Source organism: Treponema sp. (assembly GCF_045641405.1).
Taxonomy (GTDB): Bacteria; Spirochaetota; Spirochaetia; order Treponematales; family Treponemataceae; genus Treponema_D.
In genome coordinates this window covers 60,345-86,973 of record NZ_JAZUGX010000063.1, presented here as the reverse complement: position 1 = coordinate 86,973, position 26,629 = coordinate 60,345, and the positions used below count along the sequence as shown (strand labels likewise).

The following is a 26,629-nucleotide window of genomic DNA, read 5'->3' as shown; positions in this document are numbered from 1 at the left end:
CACAGGTAAAGATAACTACAAAACAAACGCTTTCGCCGTAGTTCAGTTTGTCCAAACATCAACTACATTCGGCAAATCCTTCAGCTGTGCAAGGAATTCTTCCCTGTGGGAAACGTTAAGCTGGCCGTTTGCCTTGACGATGTAATTCCTTCCGTTGATATTGTCCAGGTGAAAATACACTATGCAGTTGCCCGTTCCCTGTTCGCCAAAGATGATGTCCTTAAGTGTTGAGATATCCTTCACGTTGGCAAATCCAGGCTCAAGCTGAATGTGGACTTCGGAAATAGATTTTTCCTGGAGGGTATTTATGTCTTCCATGGAGTCAATGAGAATGCTTGCGCTTTCCCTTGGTTCTGCAGGTGTTCCCATGTCTGCTTTTCCCTTGAATGCATATACGCCCTCATTCTGGATCTTGTCCTTAAGCTGTTCCCATGTTTTTGGAAAGAAGGTTATATCTATGGAACCGTTCAGATCGTTGAGCTTTGCAAAAGCCATCTGGGACCCTTTTTTTGTCATTATCTGCCTGATGTCAGTGAGCATACCGATTGCTGTGTATGTTGTTCCTGTATTTCTTGCCCATCTGTTTGCTCCGCTAGCTTCCTGTGCTGCTTTTTCTGCCAGGGCGATCCTACCGCAGCGTTCAATGTTCTGGCTGTTTACGGTTGCACATCGCTCAATTACAGTCCTCCAATCATCAAGAGGATGTCCTGAAACGAAGCAACCGATAAGTTCTTTTTCCATGTTTAGCAGAGCCATTTTAGGCATCTCGTCTACTGTTTCATATTTGAAATCGGCGAATTCCTTGATGCCAGTATTCTCAAACAGACTGGCCTGCCCAAATGATGCCTCTGCAAGTTTTTTTTCTACATATGAAATGGCAGCTTCGTAATTCTTGAGGAGCGTTGCTCGGTTCTGGTCTAGCTTGTCAAAGCCTCCAGTCTGGATAAGGACTTCAATAGCCTTTTTATTAACCAGTTGCTTAGGTGCTCTTTTTTCGCCTGTCTCTTCATCTGTTCCAGTATCACGGAGCTTAAGACATCTTTCAAGGAAGTCGATGAAGGAAGTAAACTGTCCGTTGTCCCTTCGTTCCTTAACGATGGCTGCGGCTGCACCGGTTCCCATTCCCTTGATTCCACGGAGTCCAAAGACGATTCTTCCGTCAACAACGTCAAAGTTTATGTCGGAACGGTTTACATCAGGAGCATCTACAGGGACTCCCATTTTTCTTGCTTCTTCTATATAGAAAGGAAGTCCATCAGTCGTTGTTATTTCATTTGTAAGGTTGGCTGCCATGAACTCTGCAGGGTAGTGGCACTTGAGCCATCCTGTGCGGTAAGCAAGGACTGTGTAGGCTGCGGCATGAGACTTGTTGAAACCGTAGCCCGCGAATGGAACCATGATTTCAAAAATATCTTCCGCATGTTCCGTGGTAAAGCCTTCCTTGAGGGCACCTTCTACGAATTCCTTTTTCTTGCCCATAAGAACTTCAGGCTTCTTTTTACCCATGGCACGGCGAAGCATGTCGGCACCACCAAGGGAGAATCCTGCAATCTTCTGGGAAACCTGCATAACCTGTTCCTGGTAAACCATGATACCGTAGGTTTCCTTAAGAATTCCTTCAAGGCATGGGTCAGGGTAGTTGATCTTGGCAGGGTCTTTTTTACCTTCAACGAAGTTTGGAATGTATGCCATAGGTCCCGGACGATAAAGGGCGTTCATGGCTACGAGGTCGTCAAGACAGTTTGGCTGAAGGGCCTTCATCCATTTCTGCATTCCTGGGGATTCAAACTGGAAGATGGCGACTGTCTCTCCGCGGGCAAACATTTCAAAGGTTTCCTTGTCGTCGTCAGGAATTTCCCTTGTGTTGATTGGCTTTGCGCCTTCAGGAAGGTGGCTGTTTATGATGTCTTCCGTATAGCGGATGAGAGAAAGTGTCTTTAAACCAAGGTAGTCGAATTTAACGAGACCGCAAGGTTCGATGATGTCCATGGTGTACTGAACGGCTGTCTTCATTTTTCCGTCGGCATCGGTGATGGCAAAAACAGGAGCCCAGTCGGGAAGTGCCGTAAGACCGATGACCATACCAGAAGCATGGAGACCTGTGTTTCTGATACAGCCTTCAAGTTTCATTGCAAGCTGGAAAAGCTTTGTAAATTTAGGATCATCCTTGTATGGAATGAGCTGTCCGCCGTCTGGAAACTTTTCTGTTGGTTCTTCAAAGCAGTTCTTGAGCTTTGCCTTAGGACTGTCAGGCACACATTTCTTGAGCATGTTTACATCCGACAGAGGAATGTCAAGAATTCGTCCGACATCTGCAATGACATTCTTTGGCTTGAGGGTACCGAATGTGACGATGTGTCCTACCTGACTGTCTCCGTAAAGGTCGCGGGTATGCTGAATGATTTCCTGTCTAAAGTCGAAATCCATGTCGATATCAAAGTCCGGCATGGAAACGCGTTCTGGATTAAGGAATCGTTCAAAAATAAGCTTGAAGCGGAATGGATCGATGTCCGTGATGCCCATGGAGTATGCAACCAGTGAACCTGCACCGGAACCACGACCAGGTCCAATTGGAATATAGTGCTTTGGCTTGTCGTGAATGTTGTCGTAAAGGGATTTTGACCAGTTGATGAATTCCCAGACGATGAGGAAGTAGCCTGAAAATCCCATGCCGAAAATGATGCCGAGTTCGTATTCGCACCTCATGCGGATTTCTTTTGTGATTTCAGGATAGCGCTTTCGAAGACCTTCCTCGACAATGTGACGCATGTAGTCGTCCTGGTTCTGGGTATAGTCCTCGTGCTTCTGGAATTCTTTTGGAAGCTCAAAGCGGGGGAGTGTTCCCTTTAGTTCTGGAGTTGAATACTGATGGATCGTAAGGTCGCACATGGAAGCGATTTTCATGGTGTTTTCCATGGCTTCCTTTATTACGCCTTCGTCTACACCTTGAATGCCGTTGAGAACTTTTTTCATTTCTGATTCAGACTTAAGGTACCATTCAGGTCCACCCATTGGAGGTGTGTCCTTCAGAAGTTTTTTATGTCCGATGGCAACAAGTGCATTCTGTGCTTCTGCATCTTCCTTGTTTGTGTAATGGACGTCGTTTGTAAGTACAAGTCCGATTCCAAGGTCTCGGGCAAGCTTTATGAGTTTTGGTGCAACTTCAATCTGGTCTGCAAGACCGTGGTTCTGTATTTCAATGTAATAGTTGTCCTTTCCAAAAAGGTCGCGGTATTTTGTGGCTACGGCATATGCTTCTTCATCAAGGCCGTTCATCAAAAGCTGCGGTATTTCTCCCTGAATGCAGGCTGAACAGCAAATGAGCCCTTCGTGGTATTTTTCAAGCAGCTCAAAGTCGATGCGGGGCTTAAAGTACATTCCTTCTGTGAAAGCAATGGAAGAAAGCCAGCTCATGTTCTTGTAGCCAGTCTGATTTTTGCAAAGGAGTATTAAATGGAAGTACTTTCCATGCTTGCCGTTTCTTCCGTAAGGAATTACGTTCTGTTCTTTATGGCTTCCGTATGCAACGTAGAATTCTTCCCCAACGATAGGATTGATTCCATTTACGTGGCAAAGTTTTTCAAAGTTGAGTGCGCCGAACATGTTTCCGTGGTCTGTAAGTGCCAGGGCGCTCATGTTCATTGATTTAGCCTTTGCTACAAGCTCATCTATCTTTGAACATCCATCAAGAAGTGAATAGTCTGAGTGTACGTGGAGATGGACGAAATTGCTTGGTGGTGTTCCCTCTGGTGCGGGATCGAATACATGATAGTCTGCCATGATAATAATATAGAATGTTTTTTAAGATTGTGCTATTATGATGCAAACATTTTATTAGAGGTTATTTTCTATGGTATCACTTATCGTCGGTGTTGTTCTTATGGGTTTCTGTGCTTTTGCTTGCCTTCCATGCGGACTTGGCTGGAGTGGAGACGTAATCAACTTCCTCAAGGGATTTGCACCTTCTTTCGCAGCCTTCTGCGGACTTGTTTCAATCTTTATTGGCTTTGCAGACATTAAGGACAAAAAGGAAGCAAAAAAAGAAGAGCTTGCTGCAAAACAGGCTGAAGAGAACAAATAGAATACCTTTGGGCATTTTTGATTTTTCTTAAATTCAATTGAATTCAAATGAATTCAATTGACGCAAAATGTGATTTTGTGGTATATTTTCGTACCCCGTAAAATAATGGCAACCGCTCATTGCCAAATGTTCGAAGCTCGATGCAAAGCGGAGGACGAAACTTTTATTTGAAGGTAAATTAAATGAAAACTATTTTTGCAAAGAATGCTGAAGTAAAGAATGACTGGTATGTCATCGATGCAGCAGGAAAGACACTTGGTCGTGTAGCAGCAGTAGCAGCTTCTGTTCTTCGTGGAAAGAACAAGCCATCTTACACACCTAACTCAATCTGTGGTGATTTCGTTATCATCATCAACGCAGACAAGATTCAGGTAACTGGTAACAAGCCAGACGGAATGCTCTATCGCCACCACACAGGTTTCGTTCGTGGTCTCCGCACATTCACTTTCAATGAACTTCTTGCAAAGCACCCAACAGATCCTCTCAAGAGAACAATCTGGGGAATGCTTCCACACAATCGTCTTGGCCGCCAGATCATCGGCAACTTGAAGATTTACGCAGGTGCTGAACATCCACATGCAGCACAGAACCCACAGCCACTTGAAGTGTAATAGGAGTCTATCATGGTAAAGAATCTTGCAATTGGAACAGGAAGAAGAAAGACAGCTGTTGCCCGCGTATTCTTGCGCGATGGCTCAGGAAAGATTGTTGTTAACGGAAAGGATGTAAAGGAATATTTCTGCCTTGAATCACAGGTTCGCCTTCTCAGCCAGCCACTTCTCGTAACATCAAACGCAAATAAATTTGATATCCTCATCAATGTATTTGGTGGTGGAACTAACGGACAGGCAGCTGCTTGTCTCCACGGAATTGCACGTGCACTTACACAGGTTGATCCTAATGCACATGCAGCACTCAAGGCTAACGGATACCTTACTCGCGATTCTCGTATGGTAGAACGCAAGAAGTACGGTCAGCGTGGTGCTCGCCGCAGATTCCAGTTCTCAAAGCGCTAAACTTATACTTATATACAGTTTCGAATGCTTATTCGAGAGATGGTGCAGACTTTGCAAGGGGTATACGAAATTACTCCAGATGCAGGGTCTGCATTTTTTTTGCGCAAAGAATATTTGTCTCTTGTTGACGCCGATAGGATTTGTGCTGGAGCGCAGTTCAATGATGAGGAGACTGCGGATATTCTTAATGCTGCGTTGATTTACAGTGCGGAATATGCCGCCATGACCTATCTTGCCCGTGCGGAACATTGCAGGACAGCCCTTACCCAAAAACTGATAAAAAAACAGATTGAAAGAAAAGCCATAGGACCTGCCTTGGATTACCTTGAAAGCGTACATTATCTTGATGATGAACGCTTTGCTGGCGCATGGATTAGAACCAGATCCATAGACCATGCGGAAGGAAGAATTCGACTTGCGGCGGAGCTTGCGGGGCGTGGTGTTGAAAGAAATGCCGCTAAGAAAGCCCTTGATGAATTCTTTTCAGATCACGATGAAATGGAAATATGTCGCAGGGCATACAGAAAATCAAGGATCATGAAAAGCGATCCAGACAAGATAAAGGCTTCCTTGGTTCAAAAAGGATTCACCATAAAGGAAATTGATGCGGTGATGAAGGAATCTGAGGATTCATGCAGATAGCAATAAATGTCACGAATCTTCATGAAAATGGGCTTTTAATCGTTTATTTTCTAGTAAATGTAGAAAAAATCAAAAAAAAGTATTAAATTAGTGTTCATGAGCAAAAAAAGTGAGGAAAAATCCGTAGTTTATTCTGCGCTGGAGGTAGCACGCATCTGTGGTGTCGTCAATCAGACTTCCATCAACTGGATAAAAAACGGTCATCTAAAGGCATTCAAGACACCTGGTGGACAGTTCCGTGTATATCCTGATGATCTTGTTGAATTCATGAAGCTTCGCGACATGAGGATTCCTGCGGATGTTTTGGCACAGTGCAGCAACGATCCTGAAGAAAATAGAAAGATAAAGATTCTCTTTGTGGACGATGATGAAAGCTTTAATAATGTAAGTGTCTCTCTACTTCAGAAAAACCTTCCTGATGCAGAAATTTTCCAGGCTTTTGACGGATTTGAGGCAGGATCCATGGCTGTCAAAAAAATGCCAGACTGTCTTATCCTTGACTTGAGTCTTCCAGGTATTGACGGAATCAAAATTTGCCAGACCATAAAATCAAGCGATGCTTTTGGAAAACCAGAGATCATCATTGTGACTGGTATGGAAGATGAAGAAATGGAAAAAACTTGCCGTGACCTGGGAGTGAAATATTATTTCAAAAAGCCAGTGTTCATTCCAGAACTGGTCACAGCAGTTAAGGATCTGATGTCCGTTCAGTGATTTTGATGGTTTCGGTTGGCTCAACCACCGCAAAACATACTTTTGGGGCATCTCCATGTACCCCTTAGGCCCGAATCAATTGAATGTATCGCAATAGTAGGCTGGAAAAGCAATCTTGTTTTCAAGCTTGTCCTCGATTGCTTTAGGAAGCAATGAACTTCCAATGGATGTCTTGCTGAACTGCTTGGCGGCTCCCATGAACATGTTGTAAAGATTTTCTGGTTTCGTGTAGCTGTAGTCGATGATTTCGTAGTCGGCAAAATCAAATTCCTTGCGCTTCATCGCATCTTCAAGGTCTTCCATGGAACCGATGCTGTCGATGAGCTTGTTTTCCATGCACTGTTTTGCCGTGTATATTCTTCCGTCTGCAAGCTTTACGACTTCTTCCCTTGTCATTCCACGTCCGTCGCTTACGATTCCAACAAACTGATCATAGCCTTCGTCGCAGATGGACTGCATAATCATTTCCTGTTCCTTTGTCAAAGGTTCACTTACGGAGCCCATAATCTTGTTGCGTCCTGAATGAATGGTCTTCATCTTGATTCCATATTTTCCCATGAGCTCTGAAAGGTCTACAAACTGTCCACAGATTACACCGATTGAGCCTATGAGGGAATTTCTGTTTGCCATTATGTAGTCGGAAGAGCAGGCTATGTAGTATCCTCCGCTTGCGGCAAGATTCTTGAAATATGCATAGACAGGACGGTTTGTCGTCTTCTTGTAATCCATAAGGGCAAGGTATGTTTCATCTGCTTCGTATACGCCGCCACCTGGAGAAGTTACGCTCAGTATTATTCCCTTGTTGTTCTTGTCATCCTTAAGTTCCTTGATGGTGTCCATGATCCACTTTTGGTTGTAGGTATCTCCAGCTCCAGTGATAACGCCTTTTATTTCTATTCGGGCAATGTAGTTTCCTTTGGGTGTTTTTGGTCTGCTGTTTCTGTTGAATTTCTTTACGAAATTGTCCTGGATTTTTTCTGGCGATTTGAATTCAGCCTTAGGCTTTGCATCCGAAACTGAGCTGCTGCTGTTGTTTGCAAGTGACGAAAGTCCCGAGTAAAGGGCTATGATGATGATTGCTGCAAAAACTGCTTTACCTTTATTGATCTTCTTGAGTTTCATTTCTATGTCTCCTACTTTTCAAAATCTGCAGGTGTAAGAACGCCTGTTCTGATTGATTCCTGTTTAAGATAATAATAAGCATTTGTAAAGGTCATGTTCATGTAGGGGATGATCCATACAAAAAGAATTCCGCAGGAAATAAGTCCAAGTATCCACCATCCACAAAAAGACAGGGCAAGCATGAACAGGTCTGCCTTGTGGTTTTTTGTCATTACCTTGCTGATGTTCATTGCATTGATGACACCGATCTTTGGGTTGTCTGATAGAATGAAGAATATCTGGGAATAGGCAAATGCCTTTACGAAGGCAGGAATGATGAATAGCATGGACCAGAGGAGAAGCCATAGTGTCACCCAAAGCATTCCTAAAAATCCGCGGAGGAAATCTGAAAATCCGTTGATGAAGTCAGAAAAAGTCACAGCATCTCTTGAAAGAAACAGGAGTATGAAGATGTTTGTGAAGGCAATGGCTGAAGACCCGTAGATGAAAATCGTGAGGATTTCTCCAAGTTTTCCGTTGGTCATGAAACTGCTTTTGCCGATGATCCCCAGTACACAGCACAGTATGAGGGTTGCGATGCATGGTATGGTCCATCTTCCCTTCAACTGTGACAGCGCTGCGGTTTTGAATGAGTGTGAGTCGAACATGTTGTTTCTCCCTTTAGTTATTTTTGTTGTATTCCTTAAGCAACTGGGAATAATATTTTTCTTCTATGTCTTTGTCCGAAAGTCCGCTTTTTAAGAGCATATCCTTTAGTTTCTTTTGTGCGGACTGAACCGTTGCATCATCATTTGATTCTGTAAGTATCTCTATTTCAAGGAACCATCCCAATGGCGGTATGTTGCAAAGCTCAAGCGTGGCTTCCTCATAGGACCAGTCATAGACATCCTTGTGCTTTGTAAGGGCCACTGTATAGCCTGAATCTTCAAGGTAACGGACGAGTGGAGTGGAATCTTCCATTGTTGTTTCAAGTTCTTCGTTTACTTCCGTTGCTGTTCCATCGGCACTTATTTTGTTTTCCTTTTTTTTATATGTCAAAATCCAGGTGATCTTTCCGTCCTCGGTTTCTTTCCTGATCCTGATTTTCTTGCCTTTTCCAGAAGGACCTATGTAGTAAGTGTCATCTCTGGTAACGGCTCTTTTGAATTCTGCAAAGGAATTGAGCTGGTCTTCAACTGCTTTTTTGTCAGCAACGCGGGCCTTGATTTCAATTTCATTCATGGTTCAATAGTAGCATTTTTTAGGCGTTGGGAGAACAAGTAGTCCTGGTTTTAATGACTATTTAATTGCAAATTTTGTCGATTGAAATTATACTTAACAAACTTAAATCTCACTTCATTTTTTTTTATCGAGGCAATATTATGGCAAAGAAATCAGACAACGCATGCAAGGGTGTAGCACGCGCACCACATCGTTCACTTTATTACGCATCAGGATATACTGATGAAGAACTTGACCAGCCAATGGTTGGTATCATCTGCGCTAAAAATGAACTTATTCCAGGTCACATTGAACTTGACCGCATTGCAGAAGCCGTAAAGGCAGGTGTTCGCATGGCAGGCGGTACACCAATTGAATTCCCAGCCATCGGTGTTTGTGACGGTATCGCTATGGGACACGAAGGAATGAAATATTCCCTCGTTACACGCGAACTTATTGCTGACTCTGTGGAATGTGTTGCCAAGGCACATCAGTTTGATGCACTCGTAATGATTCCTAACTGTGACAAGATTGTTCCAGGTATGCTCATGGCAGCTGCCCGCCTTGATCTTCCTACAGTATTTGTATCAGGTGGTCCAATGATGCCAGGTCATCTTGCTGGCAATGACCCATCAAATCCATACAGCGGAAAGAATCTTTCACTTACAGACATGTTCGAAGCTGTTGGTGGTCTTGCAGTCGGCAAGGTAACAGAAGCACAGCTTAAAGAAATGGAACACCGTGCTTGTCCTGGTTGCGGTGCATGTTCTGGAATGTTCACTGCAAACTCAATGAACTGCCTTACAGAAGTTCTTGGGCTTGGTCTTCCTGGAAACGGAACAATTCCTGCCGTAACAGGTGAAAGAATCGCACTTGCAAAACATGCAGGTATGGCAGTAATGAACCTTTACAAAAAGGGAATCACTGCACGCCAGATGATGACTGCAGAAAACTTCCGCAACGGTCTTGCAGCTGATATGGCTCTTGGATGTTCTTCAAACACAATGCTTCACCTTCCAGCTATCGCTCACGAAGCAGGTATTGAAATTGACCTTCACGAAGTAAATGAAATTTCAAACAGAACACCAAACCTCTGTCACCTGGCTCCTGCAGGCCACACATTCATGTGCGAACTTGACGATGCAGGCGGAGTCCAGGCTGTCCTTGCTGAACTTGCAAAGAAGAACCTCATCAATACAAGCCTCATCACTGCAACAGGAAAGACAATCGCAGAAAACATTGCAGGCGTTAAAAACCGCAATCCTGAAATCCTCCGCCCAATTGAAAATCCTTTCAGCGACAACGGCGGTATCGCAATCCTCTTTGGTAACCTTGCTCCAAACGGAACAGTTGTTAAGCGTTCAGCCTGTGCAAAGGAACTCATGCTCCACACAGGTCCTGCACGTGTATTCAACGATGAGTCTGAAGCAATGGATGCCGTACAGAAGGCACAGATCAAGGCTGGTGACGTTGTTGTAATCCGTTATGAAGGTCCAAAGGGTGGTCCTGGTATGCGCGAAATGCTTGCAGTTACAGCAGCTCTTGCAGGTCAGGGACTTGATAAGGAAGTTGCCCTCATTACAGACGGCCGCTTCTCTGGTGCTACTCGCGGTGCTTCTCTTGGACACTGTTCGCCTGAAGCAGCAGTTGGCGGTCCAATCGCTCTCGTAGAAGAAGGCGACAAGATTACCCTCGACATCAACAACTACAAGATTCACCTTGATGTATCCGACGAAGAACTTGCAGCAAGAAAGGCAAAGTGGGTATGCCCAGAACCAAAGGTTAAGACTGGCTACCTCGCCCGCTATGCAAAGCTAGTTAGTAGTGCAGATAAGGGAGCTATACTCCAGTAGGTGGTTCGCGAGTTTTGCTGTTTTTTGCGTAAGCAAAAATGGGAGCCTCTTGCGACCAAAGCGAAACTCGGTAAGCAGGCGTTAGCCTGCGACCAGATAAGGGAGCTATACTCCAGTAGGTAGTTCGCGAGTTTAGACGTTTTTTACGTAAGCAATAAAATGCTGTATATACCATGAAAAAATCAGCGTAGCTGGGGTTCCCAGCGGAAGCTGATTTTTTTCTTTTAATCTTATGAATTTACTATTTTTTTTTAACAGTGTTCTTTTAGGTATAGGTCTTGCAATGGACGCTTTTTCGGTGTCCATTGCCAACGGACTCAATGAACCTAAAATGTCCCGCTTAAAGATGAACGGCGTTGCTGGGACCTATGCTTTCTTTCAGTTTGCCATGCCTATGGTTGGATGGATTTGTGTCCATACGATCGTGGGGTATTTCAGTGCTTTTCAAAGGTTCATCCCATGGATTGCTCTGGTTCTTCTCCTGTATATAGGCGGAAAGATGATTTTTGAGAATGTACGGGGCAAAGAGGACGATTGTGGTGGTTCTGCAAGTGTCCTTGGCTTTGGAACTCTTGTGCTCCAGGGAATAGCAACAAGCATCGATGCTCTTTCTGTAGGATTCACCATTGCCGAATATGGACTTTGCCTTTCCCTTGTTTGCTGTCTTATCATTGCCCTGGTTACTTATGTCATTTCTTTTTCTGGAATAATCATAGGTAAAAAGGCGGGTGGAAAATTCACCGACAGGGCGGAAATCTTTGGTGGTATTATTTTAATCGGAATCGGCATAGAAATTTTTGTAAAAGGCTTGTTTTTCTGATTTTTTGGATTATATTTACAATACATTGGAGATTTTACATATATAGGAGTAAATCAATGAAGAAGATTTTGATGGCAGTAGTAGCAGCATTTGCATTTGCAGCAGCAGCGTTTGCACAGGAAGTGGATCTTACAGATGCATCCAAGACAATCAAGTTCCCAGAAGAATTCAATCTCGGAAAGTGGTATGATGCAAAATGGGATGCATACTGGGAATTTGAAAGCGATAATATCAGCCTCTACAAGGGCGATTCAAAGATTGTTTCTTTTTCTGGTAAAATCAAGAACTGGAACATGTCGGTAAGCACAAGAGGTCTCGAAATTTCTTTTGACTGTGATGCAACAAGCAGATCGTACAAGGTTACAAAGCCTATCGCTTCAAGTTCTGACCTTGAACTCGAGGTAGAGCGCCATGATGTTCCTTCTACAGACAAGAACAAGAAGTGGAAGACAACAATTCTTCGTCAGCAGTAATAGTTGCTGAATGACTTGTCAATGCCCTTTCCTTTTACGGAGAGGGTTTTTTGTTTTTAGGACAATCCATGGCAGTCCATATTGACCTCAATTGAATAAAGTTTGTCTGCCGTGTATAATTCTCAGACTGAAATAATACTGAAGAAATTTTAATAGAGGTAAAATTCGTATGAAGTTGAACGGTTCACAGATTGTAATTGAATGTCTTATTGAACAGGGGGTTGATACAGTTTTCGGTTATCCTGGAGGATGTATCCTCAATGTATATGATGAGCTTTACAAGAACTCAAGCAGAATAACACATATTCTTACAGCTCACGAACAGGCTGCAGCACATGCGGCTGACGGTTATGCTCGTTCAACAGGAAAGGTTGGAGTCTGCATGGCTACCTCTGGTCCAGGAGCTACCAACCTCGTTACAGGCATCGCAACAGCATATATGGATTCGATTCCTATTGTGGCAATCACATGTAATGTTCCTTCCAATATCCTAGGAAAAGATTCTTTCCAGGAAATCGACATCAAGGGTGTCACAATTCCTATCACAAAGCACAACTTCCTTGTGCGTAGGGCAGAAGATCTTGCTCCAACTATCCGCCAGGCATTCCTCATTGCAAAAAGCGGTCGTCCAGGTCCTGTTCTTATCGATATTCTTAAGGATGCGACAGCCCTCAATGCACAGTACGAATTTACACCGCTTAAGAAGTCTGAAAATGACAAGAAGATGATTGCTGCCTTGGATAAGAACCTTGGACGCACCCTCATCGCAAATAAGCCTTCTGATGCAGAAATCAAGGAAGCTGCAGAACTCATCAACAGCTGCAAGAAGCCAATCATCTATGCGGGTGGCGGTATCGGTATGTCTGGTGCAGAAAAGGAGCTTCTTGAGCTTGCAGAAAAGAATTCTATCCCTGTAAGCGAAAGCCTTATGGCTCGTGCATCATTCCCTGCAACACATCCTCTCTGTACTTGGATGGTAGGCATGCACGGAACAAAGGCAAGCAATATGGCAATCACAGAAGGTGACCTCATCATCGCTCTCGGTGCAAGATTCAGCGACCGTGTTATCGGTGATCCATCAAAGTTTGGTCTTAACGCAAAGGTTCTTCAGATAGACATTGACCCAGCTGAAATCAACAAGAATATTCCGGCTTTCAAATCTGTTGTGGGCGATATCAAATACATCCTTTCAAAGCTTATTCCTCTTGTAAAGGAAAACAAGCGCAAGGAATGGGTAAGCCAGATTGCCGCATGGAAGAAAGAGTATCCTTCAATCTATGATAAGAATCCGAAGAACTCTGTAAATCCAAAGCACATCTGTGAAATCATCAACAAGGTTGCAGGTGAAAATACATTCATCACTACAGAAGTTGGTCAGCACCAGATGTGGACTGCCCAGTTCTATCCATTTACAAAACCAAGAACATTCCTTACATCAGGTGGTCTTGGAACAATGGGTTATGGTACTGGTGCTGCTATGGGTGCTCAGATCGGTAATCCTAAGAAGCGTGTAGTTCACATTGCAGGTGACGGCTCGTTCCGCATGAACTGCAACGAACTTGCAACTATTTCGCACTACAACCTTCCTATTGTAATCGTCATCTTCAACAACCATGCCCTTGGCAATGTCCGTATGTGGCAGCGTCTTTTCTACGGAAAGAGATTCAGCCAGACAACTTTGGATTTTGGTCCGGACTGGTGCAAGCTTGCTGATGCCTATGGAATCAAGGGATACAAGGCAAATAATGCAAAGGATTTTGAGAAGGTTTTTGAGAAGGCTTTCAAGGCAAAGGCTCCTGCAATCATAGATGTAGAAGTTGATATCGATGAAATGATCCTTCCAATGGTTCCAGGTGGAAAGCCGATTTACGATATGATCATGTCCCTCAGTGAAGAGGTGATGAGCTGATGAGAAAGGAACTCCGGGGAGAGGAGCGTTATTCTGAAATAGGTCGCGTTGAATGTGAGCAAATAAGTGCTCTTCCTGGGGTACTGGATGACATCAGTTTATCCGGATGTAAGGTTCATTTTCCTTTTCCCGCAAATGTGGATAAGGAAAATGAATATACAATCTTCATTCAATTATCCAGGGCTGACTTCCCTGATAAGCTTCAGCTTCTTTGTTGTCCCCAGTGGACCTTTGAGAATGAAGATGAATGCCAGACTGAGATAGGGTTTTCTTTTCTTCGTTCTCCAGATTCTCCAGAGCTTGCAAGGTTTATTGAATCCCTTAAGAACAAGAATGATCCTGACGACATAACAAGTCTTATCATAGAAGACGATACGGATTTTATTTAATGAGTTCCACGATAGAAAAAATTCCAGGCGTTGCGTTTCTTCCATACATCGATATGAAGGAACTGCTTCTCAGTGAGCTTAAGAACCGATTTGGTTTTTCATGTGACAGTGCAGTTCATTACGGTGATCTTGTGTACTTCCCAGATTATGAAGTTGAAACGGGAATTCCTTACTGGGCAAGGTGTGCTATGATCGAACCTTTCATAGTTCATTTTGATTCCATTGGCGACGCAGCAAATGAATTGAAAAAAATACAGCGTTCCTGGGCTCCATACAGTTATACAAGCTTTCGTCGTGCTGCCCTCATTCAGGAAAAACTTCCGTATGTGAATCTTAAGCCAAAAAGTTTTCCTGCAAAGATTCCTTCAGGCGCAACAGGGCTTTATACCTTGATAGATGATCATAGGATGATCGCTTCTGCTTTGACGAATACAACAGTTCCTGCTGGCCGTATTGAATTCATCGAGGACCATGAAAATCCTCCAAGCCGTGCATATCTTAAGATTCAGGAAAGCTTAAGCCTTGCATCCCATTATTTTGATGTTGAAATTCCAGGAAAAGGAAGCCGTTGCTTTGAAGCAGGAGCATGCCCTGGTGGCTGGACCTGGGTTCTAGTAGAGCAGGGGGCTGAGGTTTTTGCCGTTGACCGCGCTGAGCTTGCTCCTTCGTTGATGAAAAACGATCTTGTTACTTTTCTTGCCCATGATGCCTTTACCTTAAAGCCAGAGGATCTTGGTGAATTCGACTGGGTCATAAGCGATGTCATCTGCTATCCAGAACGTCTCCTTGAATGGATAAAGATGTGGCTTGCGAGCGGAAAGACAAAGAAGATGATATGCACGATCAAAATGCAGGGAGAGATCAATTGGCCTCTCATTGCGGAATTTGAATCAATTCCTGACAGCAGGATCGTGCATCTCAACTACAACAAGCATGAATTGACCTTCATACATGTAGAGAAATAATCATTTCTTGATTGAATCCAGCCTGTAAGGTGTTGCCTGATAGACATAATAGTTGAGCCAGTTGCTGTAGAACAGGTGGGCTGTGCTTCTCCATTTTGATACTATAGGCTTTGCAGGATCATCATCCGTAAAATAATTTTCTGGCACGTGGGGATTGATTCCTTTGTCCATGTCTCTCTTATATTCATTGGCAAGAGTTTCTGGGTCGTATTCAAGATGCCCTGTCATGAAGATGCTTCTGTTGTCCTTAGATTTTGCAAGTGTAAGTCCTGTCTCCTTTGAAAATGCAAGAAGTTCAAGCTTGTCGTCGGCCAGTACATCTTCGGTTTTGATGAGTGTGTATCTTGAAGTTGGAACAGGAAACCAGTCGTCAAAGCCACGCATCAAAGGTTCCTTTGGGTTCAAAAGCTTTGAGTAGTAGATTCCTGAATATTTTGTGTCCACCACATGCTTGTTGATTCCATGGAGGTGGTAGAGTCCTGCCATGGCTCCCCAGCAGATGTAGAGGGTGCAGAATACATTGTTTTTTGCATAGTCCATGATTCTGCAAAGGTCGTTCCAATAGTCAACTTCCTCAAATGGAATCTGTTCGACTGGCGCACCTGTAACAATCATTCCGTCGAATTTTGCCTTGAAAAGCTCATCGCTTGTGATGTAGAATTTGTCGAGGTGGCTTTGGTCGGTATTCTTTGAGATATGGTTTTCCATATGAACAAGAGAAATGTCTATCTGCAAAGGTGTGTTTGAAAGAAGCCTTAGAAGCTGTGTTTCCGTAACTTCCTTTGTCGGCATGAGGTTTACGATTGCTATTTTAAGGGGACGGATGTCCTGGGATGCTGCGCGTTCCTCGGTCATGACAAAGATGTTTTCATTTTCCAAGGTCGAGCGTGCTGGTAAGTTTGAATCAATTTTAATTGGCATGAGACCATTGTAGCAAAATCAATGTTAATTTGCTACAATTTGAACCTATGGAAATCAGGTTGGATAGAAAAACTGCATTAAAGAAAGTAAAGACGCTTGTTCTCTCCTCAAGGGCAGAAGTAGAGAATTTCAGGATAAAACTTGAAAAGAATTTCAGGACGGATTTTTTGCCTAATAGAGTAGAACGTTCTGAAAAAAGCTATTTCGGTGTAAAGTGCGATTTGCTTGCTCCTGAGGTGTTTGCTTCTTCCAGGATAGTCGTTTATATCCATGGAGGTTCCTTTGTCGGAGGATCCCGTGAAAGTTGGCGTGGCTTCTGCTCAAGCTTTGCACATGCAGTCTCTTCTCGTGTAATCGTACCTGAATTTCGACTTGCACCTTCATATCAATATCCTTCATCGATCGAAGATATTGAATGCGTCATGCGTGGAATCATTGCGGAAGCCAATGCTGCTCAGATTTCCGATGAGAATGCACCAGCTCCAGAAATCATCCTGGCAGCTGACGGTAGCGGTGCATCTCTTGCTTTTTCTGTTCTGTTCAGGATGGATGAAGAAAAGCGAAAATCCATTTCAAAGCTGGTGCTTTTTTCTCCTTGGCTTGATCTTTCATTTGATAATCCAATCTATGCAGAAAAGAAATCCAGGGACAAGGTCCTTAATCCTCGAGACATAAGATATGCGGCGGAACTGTATACTGCGGCATCCAATCTTTCCAGCATACATGTTTCTCCATTAAAGGCCTCTGAAAGCAATTTTGTCAATTTTCCAGAAGTCTTCATTCAAAGCGGTGAAAATGAAATTCTTCTTTCTCAGGCTGAACAGATGAACGACCTTCTGACCTGCCATGGCATTGACTGTACTCTTGATGTGGTACCTGAAATGTTCTACATGTTCCAGATGGCTGGTGATACACTCCTTGAATCAAGCTTTGCCGTTGAAAGGGCTGGTAAATATGTCAATAAAAGAGCGGATCTTACCGACAAGGAGCTCGTAGAAAGAGAACGGCTCATTAAAGAAAACAACATTACAAGAGAATAGGAAATAGACTATGGAACTTTTGTCTCCTGCTGGAAACATAGAAAAATTAAAATACTGCTATACTTATGGTGCCGATGCAGCCTATATCGGCCTTAAGAATTTTTCCCTTCGCGTTAAAGCAGACAATTTTTATGAAGACGAACATAAAAAGGTAATCGAGCTTAAAGACAAATTTCCCGGTCGTCGCCTTCATTGTGCCCTTAACATTGCTTTTCACAATGATGAAATTGACCGCCTTATAAAGAACATTCCTTATTTCAAGGAATATCCAATCGATGCTTTTATTGTTCAGGATCTTGGAATAGTTCCTATCCTTCAGAAAGAATTTCCTAATGCAGAACTTCATCTTTCAACTCAGGCAAGCTGTATGAACCGTGAAGCCGTAAAGGTCTATAAGTCTCTTGGATTTAAGAGGGTTGTAATGGGGCGTGAAGCCAGCCTTCAGGAAATTGCAGAAATAAAGGATGCTGTTCCTGACATGGAGATAGAATGCTTTGTTCACGGTGCCATGTGCATTGCCTATGCGGGTCGTTGCCTTATGAGTGCATACCTTAACGGACGAAGTGCACAGGAAGGTTTTTGCAGCCACACCTGCCGCTGGGACTATGATGTTCTTGCTCAGCTTGATAAGGATATCAATGCAAAGAAAATTGCTGAGAGCGGAAATCTTGTTCTTCGTGAGCATAAGAGACCTGACGAATATTTTCCTGTATATGAGGGGGAAAATTTTACGGCAGTTCTTTCTTCAAAAGATTTGTGCATGATAGACCACCTTGCAGAACTTAAAAAGGCTGGCGTTGATTCCCTTAAAATCGAAGGCCGCATGAAGAGCGTCTATTATGTTGCAATGATTACCCGAGCCTACAGAAAAGCCCTTGATGCCCTTGATGGAAAGATACCGGAAGCAGAAGCAAAGCCTTTTGTTGATGAACTCTATAAAGTAAGCCACAGGCCTTTTGCTACAGGTTTCTATTTCAACAAGGCTGATGCAGATGTTGCCGTAAGCGGTGCAAGCGACAGTCCTTTTGAGCTTTCTGCTGAATTAGGATCTTGCCTTGATGAAAGAGCAACGGAAGAAATCCTTAGGGTTGCTGAGGACGGTAGAAAATTAAGGCAGTCAAAAATCGATGCCATGTGCGAACCTGAACTCAAGGCTTACGAAAAGCGTGTTGCGGACAAACCTGATATGCACCTTCCTTTTGCAGAAAAAAAAGAAGGCTGGAAAATGTATCCCGTGGAACCGCTCAACATGCTTTCAAAGGAAACGGAAATCGAAATGGTATCGCCTGATGTATGTGGAAAAAAACTTGAATGGGGCAAAGATTTCCTTTTTATAAATCCAGAAAATGGACAGGTCTACAATTGGGTCTGCAACGGACATCCTTGCGTAATGTATACTGGCCTTTCCATTGCTGACGGAACTCTTCTCCGTTCAAAAGACCCTGAATATGTAGAAGGAAAATTCAGGGACAATGGAAGATGATTTTCATTAACTGATGGTTTCTATGAAAAAAAGTGTTTTAAAATTATTTGCTCTGTTTATTCCATACCTTGCTTTCACAGAGGTTAAGGAAATTGTCTGGACGGAACTACAGGTTGCCGAAACCAGAACCGTGATTTCTGATGATTCAGCAATTTCATTTTACTATACCAGGGAAGATGAAAACTACGATCTGTTTGTTGGGGTACAGTTTGCCTCGGAACAGACAACCTTTGATTCCCATGGAAAATGGATTTTCAAGAAAGAAGGACGGGTAAAGCTTGGCTTGGAAGGGATTTTCTCTAACGAGAAATATTCAGACATAAGCCGTCGTGGAAATTATTTTGCTGGTCTTTATTCCGATATCCGAGCCAATGATAGAATTTCTGTTGGAAGCGACATTCTTTTTGGTTATAAAACAGTGGATTATATAGGTCTTGATATCGAAAGAAAATGGAAATTTGATACCATGCTCGACATATTCCTTGCCTGGAATTGCTTTGAAAACGGGCAACTTAAATTTGCCATTATGACACGAGACGATTTTTTCTATCAGAATTTCGGCTACATCATCTATGCTCTATCCTTGAGAAATGATTTTGACAGCAGGATTTCCCTTAAAGTCTCATATTCTATCCGCAGCATTGACATGATGACCATATCATCCTATGTGGACGGGTGGTGTGCAAAATTTACCATGGGGTACAGGTTATGATGAAAAAAATCTATCTGGTCATCATTTATGTAATTTTTTTACAGCTCCTTTTTTCCTGCAGCTTTGGATGGAGTGAATTCTTCTACAGACCTGATGCTGTCAATTCCCGTACCAAAAGCATTGCTGATTTCGATATTAATGGGCTTGCTCCTGATACTGGTGATTCAGATTGCTTCAGTGTGCTTGTTGTGACTGATGTTCATTTTGGTACAAGCGATGATAATCTTCCTGAAAAGCTTCTTCAGTGGGCAGACGTAAAGAAAACTTCTCTTGCTGCGGAAGGCTATCCGTTGAAATTTTCAATCTGCCTTGGAGATGTTACTTCTTCTGGTGCATCAAGTGAATATGATGACTATGCTGATTTCTGCATAAAAATGAAGTCCGATCTGGATGTTCAGATGTACACTATTCCTGGAAACCATGATCTTTATAATTCTGGATGGAGCAAGTGGGAAAGTAAAGTTTTTCCTAATAAGGGTGCATATCGTTTTACAACTTCTTCTTCCTCTGGTAAAAAAATGAGCTGGTATTTCATCGATACTGCAAACGGAACTTTAGGAAATCCTCAGATCAATGATCTCAAGGCAAAGATGAAGGCTGACAGGAACAGAAAGCTTGTGTTCTCCCACTATCCTATCTACGGCGACGGTCACTGGTACTATATCCTGCAGAATGTGAATGAACGTGATACCCTTATAAATCTCTTTGCAAAAAATGATGTCGTAGGTATTTTCTCTGGCCATGCGCACTATGAAAAAAGATGCCAGTTTGGAAACTATTTTTTCGAAAAGACACTAAATGCATTCAAGAGGACTGGGACTGTTGCTGTCGTAAAGGTCGATGTCGCACATGGAACCTGTGATTATGATTGCTATGATCTTAAATGATTAGTGCTGTTCTTTCATTGGTTTGGTCAAAATTGCTTTTTTTACATTTTCATTATATTCTTAATGTTAAGATATGAGCGAATTGAAGGGAATTGAACAGACTGAAACAGATCCTGAGGTGCTCATCAATGCATTCCTCAAGGATTTTTCTGATGTCTACAGCGAAGAAGACGAGAAGAAAATTTCCAGCGCATGGAACTACCTCATTGGAAAAACCGAGTTGCTTAAGCGTAACTGCGGCAAGCCTTATTATGTTCATCCACTTCGTGTTGCTCGTGTGCTTGCAGAAAAGCATCTTGGTGCCGATACAATAGTTGCTGGTCTTTTCCATAATATTCTGGATGTGGACAATGATTGTCTTCCTGAGATTGAAAAGCTTTTTGGCAAGGATATCGCCGTAATTTGCAATGGTACTGCAAAGATTACCAGCCTAAAGATAAAAAGTAAGACGATTCAGCAGGCAGACAGCATCAGGAAAATGCTTTTTGCCATGGTCGATGATATTCGTGTTATCCTTGTAAAGCTTGCTGACCGTCTGGACCGAATGCGCAATCTTAAATTTGTAAGTCCTGAATCTCAAAAGGCAGTTGCCAAGGAAGTCATAGATATATGGTGTCCTCTTGCCAGCCGTCTGGGTATGGCAGACATAAAAAGTGAGATGGAGGATCTTTCTCTAAAATATTCAAATCCTGATGTGTTTCAGCAGATTAAATCTATCGTGGCTCAGAAGAAACAGGAACGTGCGGACTATCTCAGCAATGCGGTAAAGAAAATCTACTCTGCGACAGAAAGGGTCGGTGTAACCGTGAACATTTCAAGCCGCGCAAAGCATTTCTATTCCATCTACCAGAAGATGAGGAAAAGAAACAAGGATGCGGGTGAGCTTTATGATCTTCTTGCCCTCAGAATTATATGCGATACCAACGCTGAATGTTATACCCTCATAGGAATTGTCCATAGCCTTTGGAAGCCTATGGATGGTCGTTTTAAAGATTACATTGCAATGCCTAAAGCAAATGGATATCAGTCCTTGCATACGACTGTAATCTGCGAAGGTAAGCCACTTGAGATTCAGATAAGAACACAGGAAATGCACAATATTGCAGAGCATGGTGTTGCTTCTCATTGGCTCTATAAAAAGGGAACCAACAAGGACATGGTAAAGGCTGAGGATTTAAGCATCATCAATCAGCTGCGTGCCCTGCGCGATGAAGATCTCAGCAATGAAAGTTTTTTCAAGGAGCTTAAGAACGAGCTTCTTGGAGATTCAATATATGTATTCACTCCGATGGGGGACGTAAAGGAACTTCCACAAGGTGCCAATGCAATTGATTTTGCCTATATGATTCATTCTTCTATCGGTGAAAAGATAGTTGGAGCAAAAGCAGATGGAAAAATCATTCCGTTGACTCAGCCTCTGAAGAATACTCAGATCATCGAAGTCCTCACCAACCCTCAGGCTCATCCGACTCAGGCTCAGCTCAATGCCGTAAAGACGAGTCGTGCCCGTTCCAGGATCAATGCCTGGCTTTCTGCCAATGATCCCACCTATATCGATAGGGAGGCTCAGGAAAAACGTGATGCGGAAATTCTTGCGAATACCATATATTCAAAGAAGGTTGCGGAAGAAAAACGAAAGAAATCAAAGGAAAAGAAAAAGGAAACTCAGTATTCGGGAAAAATCAGGGTGGACAACCTTACAAATTACCTAGTTACTGTGGCAAAGTGTTGCGACCCTGTTCCTGGTGATCCAATTGTGGGTTATATATCCCGTTCAAGGGGAATTACGGTACATAGGGCTGACTGCCTTACATTCCTTAGGATTCCTGACATAGAAAGAAGAAAGGTTTCTGTTGAATGGGATACTTCCGAAAAGAAGAAGAATGAAAGGGAAGAAAAACTTCTGGAACAGATACAGGAGAAATCACGACAGAAGCAGAAAGAAAAGAATCAGTACAAAAAGCAGCGTTAGGAGATTTCATCATGAAGAGAAGTTTATTTTTGTTTTTTGCAGTTGCCGTTTTGTTTTGCGGATGTTCAAGAAAGAATTCTTTCTCTAAGTATTCTGGAGCAAAGAACCTCAAGGTTGGGTTCATCTACATTGGTAAAATAAACGACATGGGGTATACACAGGCTCAGGATGCAGGTCGTCGTGCGCTGGAAAGGAATGGCATAAGGACTTTGTATATTGAAAATGTTCCTGAGAATGAAACCTGCAGAATCGCCATAACTGAACTTATCCAGCAGGGATGTAATATGATTTTTGCCACAAGCTTCGGCTTTGGGGAATATGTTCATAGGGCTGCTGCAGAGTATCCTCAGATAAAATTTGCACACTGTTCTGGATCAAGAACAGCAGATAATGTTTCCTGCTATTTTGGAAGAATGTATGAAGCAAGGTATCTTACTGGTATAGTTGCTGGATTAAAGACTACTGCAAACAGAATAGGATATGTAGCGGCTTTTCCTATTCCTGAATGCATAAGAGGAATCAATGCCTTTACTCTTGGCGTCAAGTCGGTAAATCCTGATGCCGTCGTTCATGTGCGCTGGTCAAATTCATGGGACAATTCTGAGGAAGACAGATACAAGGCTGAGGAATTGCTGATGCTTGGCTGTGATATTGTCACTCAACATCTTGATTCTGTCAGCGTTCATCTTGCCGCTCAGAATAAAGGTGCATTTTCAATTGGTTACAATTTCCCGACACCAGATGTAGCTCCTGGCTCCTATCTTACTTCCGCCTGCTTCAACTGGGAAGTATTTGTCATTGATGAAGTTCAGCGTTATCTTGAAGGAAACTGGGAGTCACGATTTTATTGGGAAGGTCTTGAATCTGGAATTATTGACATCAGCCCGCTTTCCAAGCTTTGCAATCCAGGAACAAAAAAAGCAGTTGAGAATGCCAGACAGGAAATCATTTCAGGTACCTTAAATATTTTTTCCGGTCCTATGTATGACATTAATCAAGAGCTTAAGCTTGGTGATGGAGACATCATGACGTTGGATGAAATATGGAACATGGACTGGTTTGTTGATGGAACGAAAGTCATCAACTATTGATCAATTGATATTCCGTCCATAGATTTTATTGATTTCTTCTGTATATATGCCAGGCTTTGAATATACGGTAAGGATGGTTTCCACCGTAAGTTCAGGTCTGGCGCATTTTTCTGCCTCTATCAATAGCATTGTAGGCTTATTTTTTTCAGTAGGCTGAACAAGTCGCAGTCGCCTTGCACCAAGATTGTATTCTTCAAACAGTGTAAAAATTTCACCAAGTCTGTTTGGACGGTGGATCATGTATAGCTTTCCGTTGGATTTAAGAAGATCGCTTGATGCTTTGATCACGTCTTCAAGATTGCATTGGATCTCCTGACGGGCTATGGATTTGGGGTTTTTCTCTGTCTGTGCATTTGGCTTCATGTAGGGGGGATTTACTGTAATAAGATCGTATGTGTTTTTTTTAAGGATGGAACATGCATCTTTAAGGTTGCCTTCAAAGATGGTGATCCTGTTTTCAAGTTTGTTGAGGCTTATGCTTTCCTTTGCCAATTCCACCATGCTGTGCTGCAGTTCAAGGCCGTGGATCGTTTCTGCCTTGATTTTATTGGCAAGAAGGATTGGAATGATTCCATTTCCAGTGCAAAGATCACAAGCCTTTTTCCCTCGTCCATTCTTTGCGTAGTCGGCAAGGAGTATGGCATCGATCCCGAAACAGAACTTGTTTTTATCCTGATATATTTTATACGGACAGCCGCAGTGACTTAGATCTTCCAATGAGATTGTGCTTGTCATGTGGTGATTATATCAGTTTTCCATTACAATACAACACATGTTTGCACCATTTGATGAAAATCTGGCTTTTGAGGCCTGTAGGAAAATCATAAGCTTCCTCGATGAAAATAAAATTGCATTGGAATATACAGGACGGATCAGTCAGGAACGGGCAGACAATGGAATAATGATAGGTGCGTGCCTTGCAAAAAATGCATTGGGAAAAGTTGTGTTGCTTTACACTGTGTCGGGCAATGCAAGAAAAATTGTTGATGAAAAAAATCTTACAGGTGGAACATTCGTCGCACCCATTGTTTCAATAGATGCCATTAACGATGCTCTTTATTTAAACGATGACGAAATCCATAAATTGACGGATGAAATAAATTCTGAGACTGATATTTGTCGAAGAAACGAATTGAAACAGCAGCGTGAAAAGCTTACTACGGAATCCCTTTCTAAAGTTCACGATCTTTATACCTTTCATTGTTTTGATCGAAAAATAAAATCTCTTAAGGAAATTTGTGCCGTAACAAACAAAGGAAAACTTCCTCCTACAGGAACTGGTGATTGCTGTGCTCCAAAATTGCTTGATCATTGCTATAAAAACGGTCTTATGCCTTTGAGCATGTGCGAAGTCTACTACGGTAAAGACAGCGAAACAAAAAAATCAGGCCATGTCTACAGTCCTTGCGATGAACGATGCGGACTGATCCTTCCTGAAATGTTGGGTCTTAGGATTCTTTACCGTGATGATGACATTGTAGTCGTGGACAAACAAAGCGGACTTTTGAGTGTCCCTGGTCGCGGTCCTGAAAAAGAAGATTCTGTCGAGACTAGATTCAGAAGAATTTATGGAGATGACGTAGAAATAAAACAGCCTGCGGTACATCGACTTGATATGGAAACGAGCGGAATAATGGTCCTTGCCTTTACAAAGGATGCTCACAGGGCAATGAACATGGCTTTTGAAAGGGGTGATGTTCAGAAGGAATATGTTGCACTTCTGGATGGTGTCCTTGTACTCAAGGGTGTTCCTCAGCACGGACAGAATGAACTTTACTTCCGCCTTGATGTGGACAACCGACCTCATCAGATCTGGGATGATGTAAACGGAAAGAAAGCAATTACCGAATGGAACATACTAGGTGTTGAAAAATATATTGCACCTGACGGCTGTCGTCGTGATGTTACAAGAATTCAATACATTCCCCATACGGGCAGAACCCATCAGCTGCGTCTGGTTTCTGCCGACAGCCACGGTTTTGGAATGCCCATAATCGGTGATACTCTCTACGGACATTGTGAACCAGGTGAGCGACTGATGCTGCACGCAAAAAAAATCACCTTCCCGCACCCGACAACAGGGGAGAAGGTGACCTTTGAATGTAAAGAGCCTTTTTGACACTTTGCCAGTGTTCACGGTTGCCAAAGCAACCATGGGGCAAAAGTTATTCGATGTAAAAATTACTCTTCAACAAGGCTTTTGCCCATTAAACATTAAACTTGAAGAAAAGAACATCGCCGTCCTGAACAACGTATTCCTTTCCTTCCTGACGGTACTTGCCTGCAGCCTTGATTGCGGCTTCAGACTTGTATTCCCTAAGGTCGTCAACTGTGTAAGCTTCAGCCTTGATGAATCCCTTTTCAAAGTCTGTGTGGATTACACCTGCAGCCTGAGGAGCCTTGTCTCCTGCGTGGATTGTCCAAGCGCGGCATTCGTCGGCACCGCCTGTAAAGAACGTGCGGAGTCCCATAAGGTGGTAAACAGTGCGTGCAAGAACTGTAAGTCCTGATTCCTTAAGGCCAACTGAATCCATGAATTCCTTGCGGTCATTTTCATCAGTGATGTCTGAAAGGTCAGACTCAAACTTTCCGCAGATTACGATAACTTCAGACTTCTGTTCTGCGGCGAATTTCTTTACTGTCTCAACATAGTTGTTTGTACCGCTGTCAATGGTATCTTCATCGATGTTGCATACATAAACCTGTGGTTTGATTGTCAAAAGATGAAGTTCGTATACTGCAGCCTTTTCTTCGTCTGTAAGGTCTGCCATGCGAGCGCACTTTCCGTCTTCAAGCAAAGGTTTGATCTTTTCAACGGCGCTGAAATATGGAGCAAGTCGCTTTTCTTCATCCTTTCCAAGAGCGCGGATCTGCTTTGTAACTTTTTCCGCGTGCTTGTTGATTGTATCAAGGTCAGCCTGTGCAAGCTCAAAGTCGATTGTAAGGATGTCGCTTTCAGGATCGATTGGAGCATCTGTCTTTGCGTCTTCACGAACGTGCTGAATATCAGGGTTGTCGAAGCAGCGTACAACGTGTGCGATTACCGCTGTCTCACGGATATTTGCAAGGAACTTGTTTCCAAGTCCTTCACCCTGGCTTGCACCCTTGATGAGTCCCGCGATGTCAACGAAGTCAACTGTTGCAGGAATCTTCTTTTTGGGTTCAAAAATAGAACACATGAAGTCGAGGCGTTCATCAGGAAGATCAACGATGCCAACGTTTGGATCGATCGTACAGAAAGGATAGTTTGCTGCTTCTGCAGGTGCCTTTGTAAGGGCGCTGAAAATTGTTGACTTTCCAACATTTGGAAGTCCAACGATACCGCATGTAAGTTTCATT

The 26,629-nt window shown here is 42.9% G+C and carries 25 protein-coding genes; 18 read left to right on the top strand and 7 right to left on the bottom strand.

The window, feature by feature from the left end; translation table 11 throughout:
- Window positions 1–42 precede the first annotated feature (42 nt).
- A complete protein-coding gene (gene dnaE / locus ACKI39_RS10020; RefSeq protein WP_407400113.1) occupies window positions 43–3,780 on the bottom strand; it encodes a DNA polymerase III subunit alpha in 3,738 nt (1,245 codons plus the stop codon).
- A 70-nt stretch (window positions 3,781–3,850) separates the two neighbouring features.
- On the opposite strand from dnaE, the gene ACKI39_RS10015 reads away from it, so the two are divergent.
- The 5 genes from ACKI39_RS10015 (at window position 3,851) to ACKI39_RS09995 (ending at window position 6,453) form a co-directional block, all read left to right on the top strand.
- Window positions 3,851–4,081: a hypothetical protein gene (locus tag ACKI39_RS10015; protein ID WP_407400111.1), complete on the top strand. Its 231-nt coding sequence runs from the start codon at window positions 3,851–3,853 to the stop codon at window positions 4,079–4,081.
- Window positions 4,082–4,263: 182 nt separating this feature from the next.
- On the top strand, window positions 4,264–4,692 hold the full coding sequence (gene rplM, locus ACKI39_RS10010) for a 50S ribosomal protein L13 (protein ID WP_407400109.1): 429 nt from the start codon (window positions 4,264–4,266) through the stop codon (window positions 4,690–4,692).
- A 12-nt stretch (window positions 4,693–4,704) separates the two neighbouring features.
- On the top strand, window positions 4,705–5,097 hold the full coding sequence (rpsI, locus tag ACKI39_RS10005; RefSeq protein WP_318689632.1) for a 30S ribosomal protein S9: 393 nt from the start codon (window positions 4,705–4,707) through the stop codon (window positions 5,095–5,097).
- Between the two features lie 24 nt (window positions 5,098–5,121).
- Window positions 5,122–5,739: a regulatory protein RecX gene (locus ACKI39_RS10000; RefSeq protein WP_407400107.1), complete on the top strand. Its 618-nt coding sequence runs from the start codon at window positions 5,122–5,124 to the stop codon at window positions 5,737–5,739.
- Between the two features lie 96 nt (window positions 5,740–5,835).
- The gene (locus tag ACKI39_RS09995) at window positions 5,836–6,453 is read left to right on the top strand and encodes a response regulator (protein WP_407400105.1); all 618 of its coding nucleotides are present in this window, start codon (window positions 5,836–5,838) and stop codon (window positions 6,451–6,453) included.
- A 75-nt stretch (window positions 6,454–6,528) separates the two neighbouring features.
- Here ACKI39_RS09995 and sppA read toward each other — a convergent pair whose 3' ends face one another.
- Genes sppA through cyaB form a run of 3 tightly spaced genes read right to left on the bottom strand, consistent with a single transcriptional unit; the run spans window position 6,529 to window position 8,796 of the window.
- Entirely contained in the window at window positions 6,529–7,575 is a 1,047-nt protein-coding gene (gene sppA, locus ACKI39_RS09990; RefSeq protein WP_407400103.1) for a signal peptide peptidase SppA, read from the bottom strand.
- A gap of 11 nt (window positions 7,576–7,586) precedes the next feature.
- Window positions 7,587–8,222, bottom strand: coding sequence for a DUF975 family protein (locus ACKI39_RS09985; RefSeq protein WP_407400101.1), 636 nt, complete (start codon window positions 8,220–8,222; stop codon window positions 7,587–7,589).
- A 13-nt stretch (window positions 8,223–8,235) separates the two neighbouring features.
- The gene (cyaB, locus tag ACKI39_RS09980) at window positions 8,236–8,796 is read right to left on the bottom strand and encodes a class IV adenylate cyclase (protein ID WP_407400099.1); all 561 of its coding nucleotides are present in this window, start codon (window positions 8,794–8,796) and stop codon (window positions 8,236–8,238) included.
- A 140-nt stretch (window positions 8,797–8,936) separates the two neighbouring features.
- Here cyaB and ilvD point away from each other — a divergent pair, with 140 nt between their 5' ends.
- From ilvD to ACKI39_RS09950, 6 genes are all read left to right on the top strand, one after another.
- Window positions 8,937–10,628: a dihydroxy-acid dehydratase gene (ilvD, locus tag ACKI39_RS09975; RefSeq protein WP_318690550.1), complete on the top strand. Its 1,692-nt coding sequence runs from the start codon at window positions 8,937–8,939 to the stop codon at window positions 10,626–10,628.
- Window positions 10,629–10,911: 283 nt separating this feature from the next.
- Entirely contained in the window at window positions 10,912–11,448 is a 537-nt protein-coding gene (locus ACKI39_RS09970) for a manganese efflux pump MntP (protein ID WP_407400097.1), read from the top strand.
- A 56-nt stretch (window positions 11,449–11,504) separates the two neighbouring features.
- Entirely contained in the window at window positions 11,505–11,921 is a 417-nt protein-coding gene (locus ACKI39_RS09965; protein WP_407400095.1) for a hypothetical protein, read from the top strand.
- A gap of 169 nt (window positions 11,922–12,090) precedes the next feature.
- Window positions 12,091–13,830 (top strand): biosynthetic-type acetolactate synthase large subunit, encoded by a 1,740-nt coding sequence (gene ilvB / locus ACKI39_RS09960; protein ID WP_407400093.1) that lies wholly within the window; start codon window positions 12,091–12,093, stop codon window positions 13,828–13,830.
- Entirely contained in the window at window positions 13,830–14,219 is a 390-nt protein-coding gene (locus tag ACKI39_RS09955; RefSeq protein ID WP_407400091.1) for a PilZ domain-containing protein, read from the top strand. Before ilvB ends, ACKI39_RS09955 begins: the two co-directional genes overlap by 1 nt.
- Complete coding sequence (locus ACKI39_RS09950; RefSeq protein ID WP_407400089.1) at window positions 14,219–15,184, top strand: SAM-dependent methyltransferase; 966 nt, start codon at window positions 14,219–14,221, stop codon at window positions 15,182–15,184. The genes ACKI39_RS09955 and ACKI39_RS09950 overlap by 1 nt, the downstream gene beginning before the upstream one ends.
- Here ACKI39_RS09950 and ACKI39_RS09945 read toward each other — a convergent pair whose 3' ends face one another.
- A complete protein-coding gene (locus ACKI39_RS09945) occupies window positions 15,185–16,105 on the bottom strand; it encodes a homoserine O-succinyltransferase (protein ID WP_407400087.1) in 921 nt (306 codons plus the stop codon).
- Between the two features lie 47 nt (window positions 16,106–16,152).
- On the opposite strand from ACKI39_RS09945, the gene ACKI39_RS09940 reads away from it, so the two are divergent.
- From ACKI39_RS09940 to ACKI39_RS09915, 6 genes are all read left to right on the top strand, one after another.
- Window positions 16,153–17,145 carry an alpha/beta hydrolase fold domain-containing protein gene (locus ACKI39_RS09940; protein WP_407400085.1) on the top strand — a complete coding sequence of 331 codons (993 nt, stop codon included), beginning with the start codon at window positions 16,153–16,155 and terminating at the stop codon, window positions 17,143–17,145.
- 10 nt (window positions 17,146–17,155) lie between these two features.
- A complete protein-coding gene (locus tag ACKI39_RS09935) occupies window positions 17,156–18,628 on the top strand; it encodes a peptidase U32 family protein (RefSeq protein ID WP_407400083.1) in 1,473 nt (490 codons plus the stop codon).
- A gap of 22 nt (window positions 18,629–18,650) precedes the next feature.
- Window positions 18,651–19,340, top strand: a complete 690-nt coding sequence (locus ACKI39_RS09930) for a hypothetical protein (RefSeq protein ID WP_407400081.1) — start codon at window positions 18,651–18,653, stop codon at window positions 19,338–19,340.
- Window positions 19,337–20,227 carry a metallophosphoesterase family protein gene (locus ACKI39_RS09925; protein WP_407400079.1) on the top strand — a complete coding sequence of 297 codons (891 nt, stop codon included), beginning with the start codon at window positions 19,337–19,339 and terminating at the stop codon, window positions 20,225–20,227. The genes ACKI39_RS09930 and ACKI39_RS09925 overlap by 4 nt, the downstream gene beginning before the upstream one ends.
- Before the next feature lie 73 nt (window positions 20,228–20,300).
- A complete protein-coding gene (locus ACKI39_RS09920) occupies window positions 20,301–22,199 on the top strand; it encodes a RelA/SpoT family protein (RefSeq protein ID WP_407400077.1) in 1,899 nt (632 codons plus the stop codon).
- An 11-nt stretch (window positions 22,200–22,210) separates the two neighbouring features.
- Window positions 22,211–23,290, top strand: a complete 1,080-nt coding sequence (locus ACKI39_RS09915) for a BMP family ABC transporter substrate-binding protein (protein WP_407400075.1) — start codon at window positions 22,211–22,213, stop codon at window positions 23,288–23,290.
- Here the strand turns inward: ACKI39_RS09915 and ACKI39_RS09910 are convergent, their stop codons facing one another.
- Entirely contained in the window at window positions 23,291–24,025 is a 735-nt protein-coding gene (locus tag ACKI39_RS09910; RefSeq protein ID WP_407400073.1) for a tRNA1(Val) (adenine(37)-N6)-methyltransferase, read from the bottom strand.
- A gap of 37 nt (window positions 24,026–24,062) precedes the next feature.
- Between ACKI39_RS09910 and ACKI39_RS09905 the strand changes: the two genes are divergently transcribed.
- Complete coding sequence (locus tag ACKI39_RS09905) at window positions 24,063–25,409, top strand: RluA family pseudouridine synthase (protein WP_407400071.1); 1,347 nt, start codon at window positions 24,063–24,065, stop codon at window positions 25,407–25,409.
- An 88-nt stretch (window positions 25,410–25,497) separates the two neighbouring features.
- Here the strand turns inward: ACKI39_RS09905 and ychF are convergent, their stop codons facing one another.
- Window positions 25,498–26,628: a redox-regulated ATPase YchF gene (gene ychF, locus ACKI39_RS09900; protein WP_318712983.1), complete on the bottom strand. Its 1,131-nt coding sequence runs from the start codon at window positions 26,626–26,628 to the stop codon at window positions 25,498–25,500.
- Between the last annotated feature and the right edge of the window lies 1 nt (window position 26,629).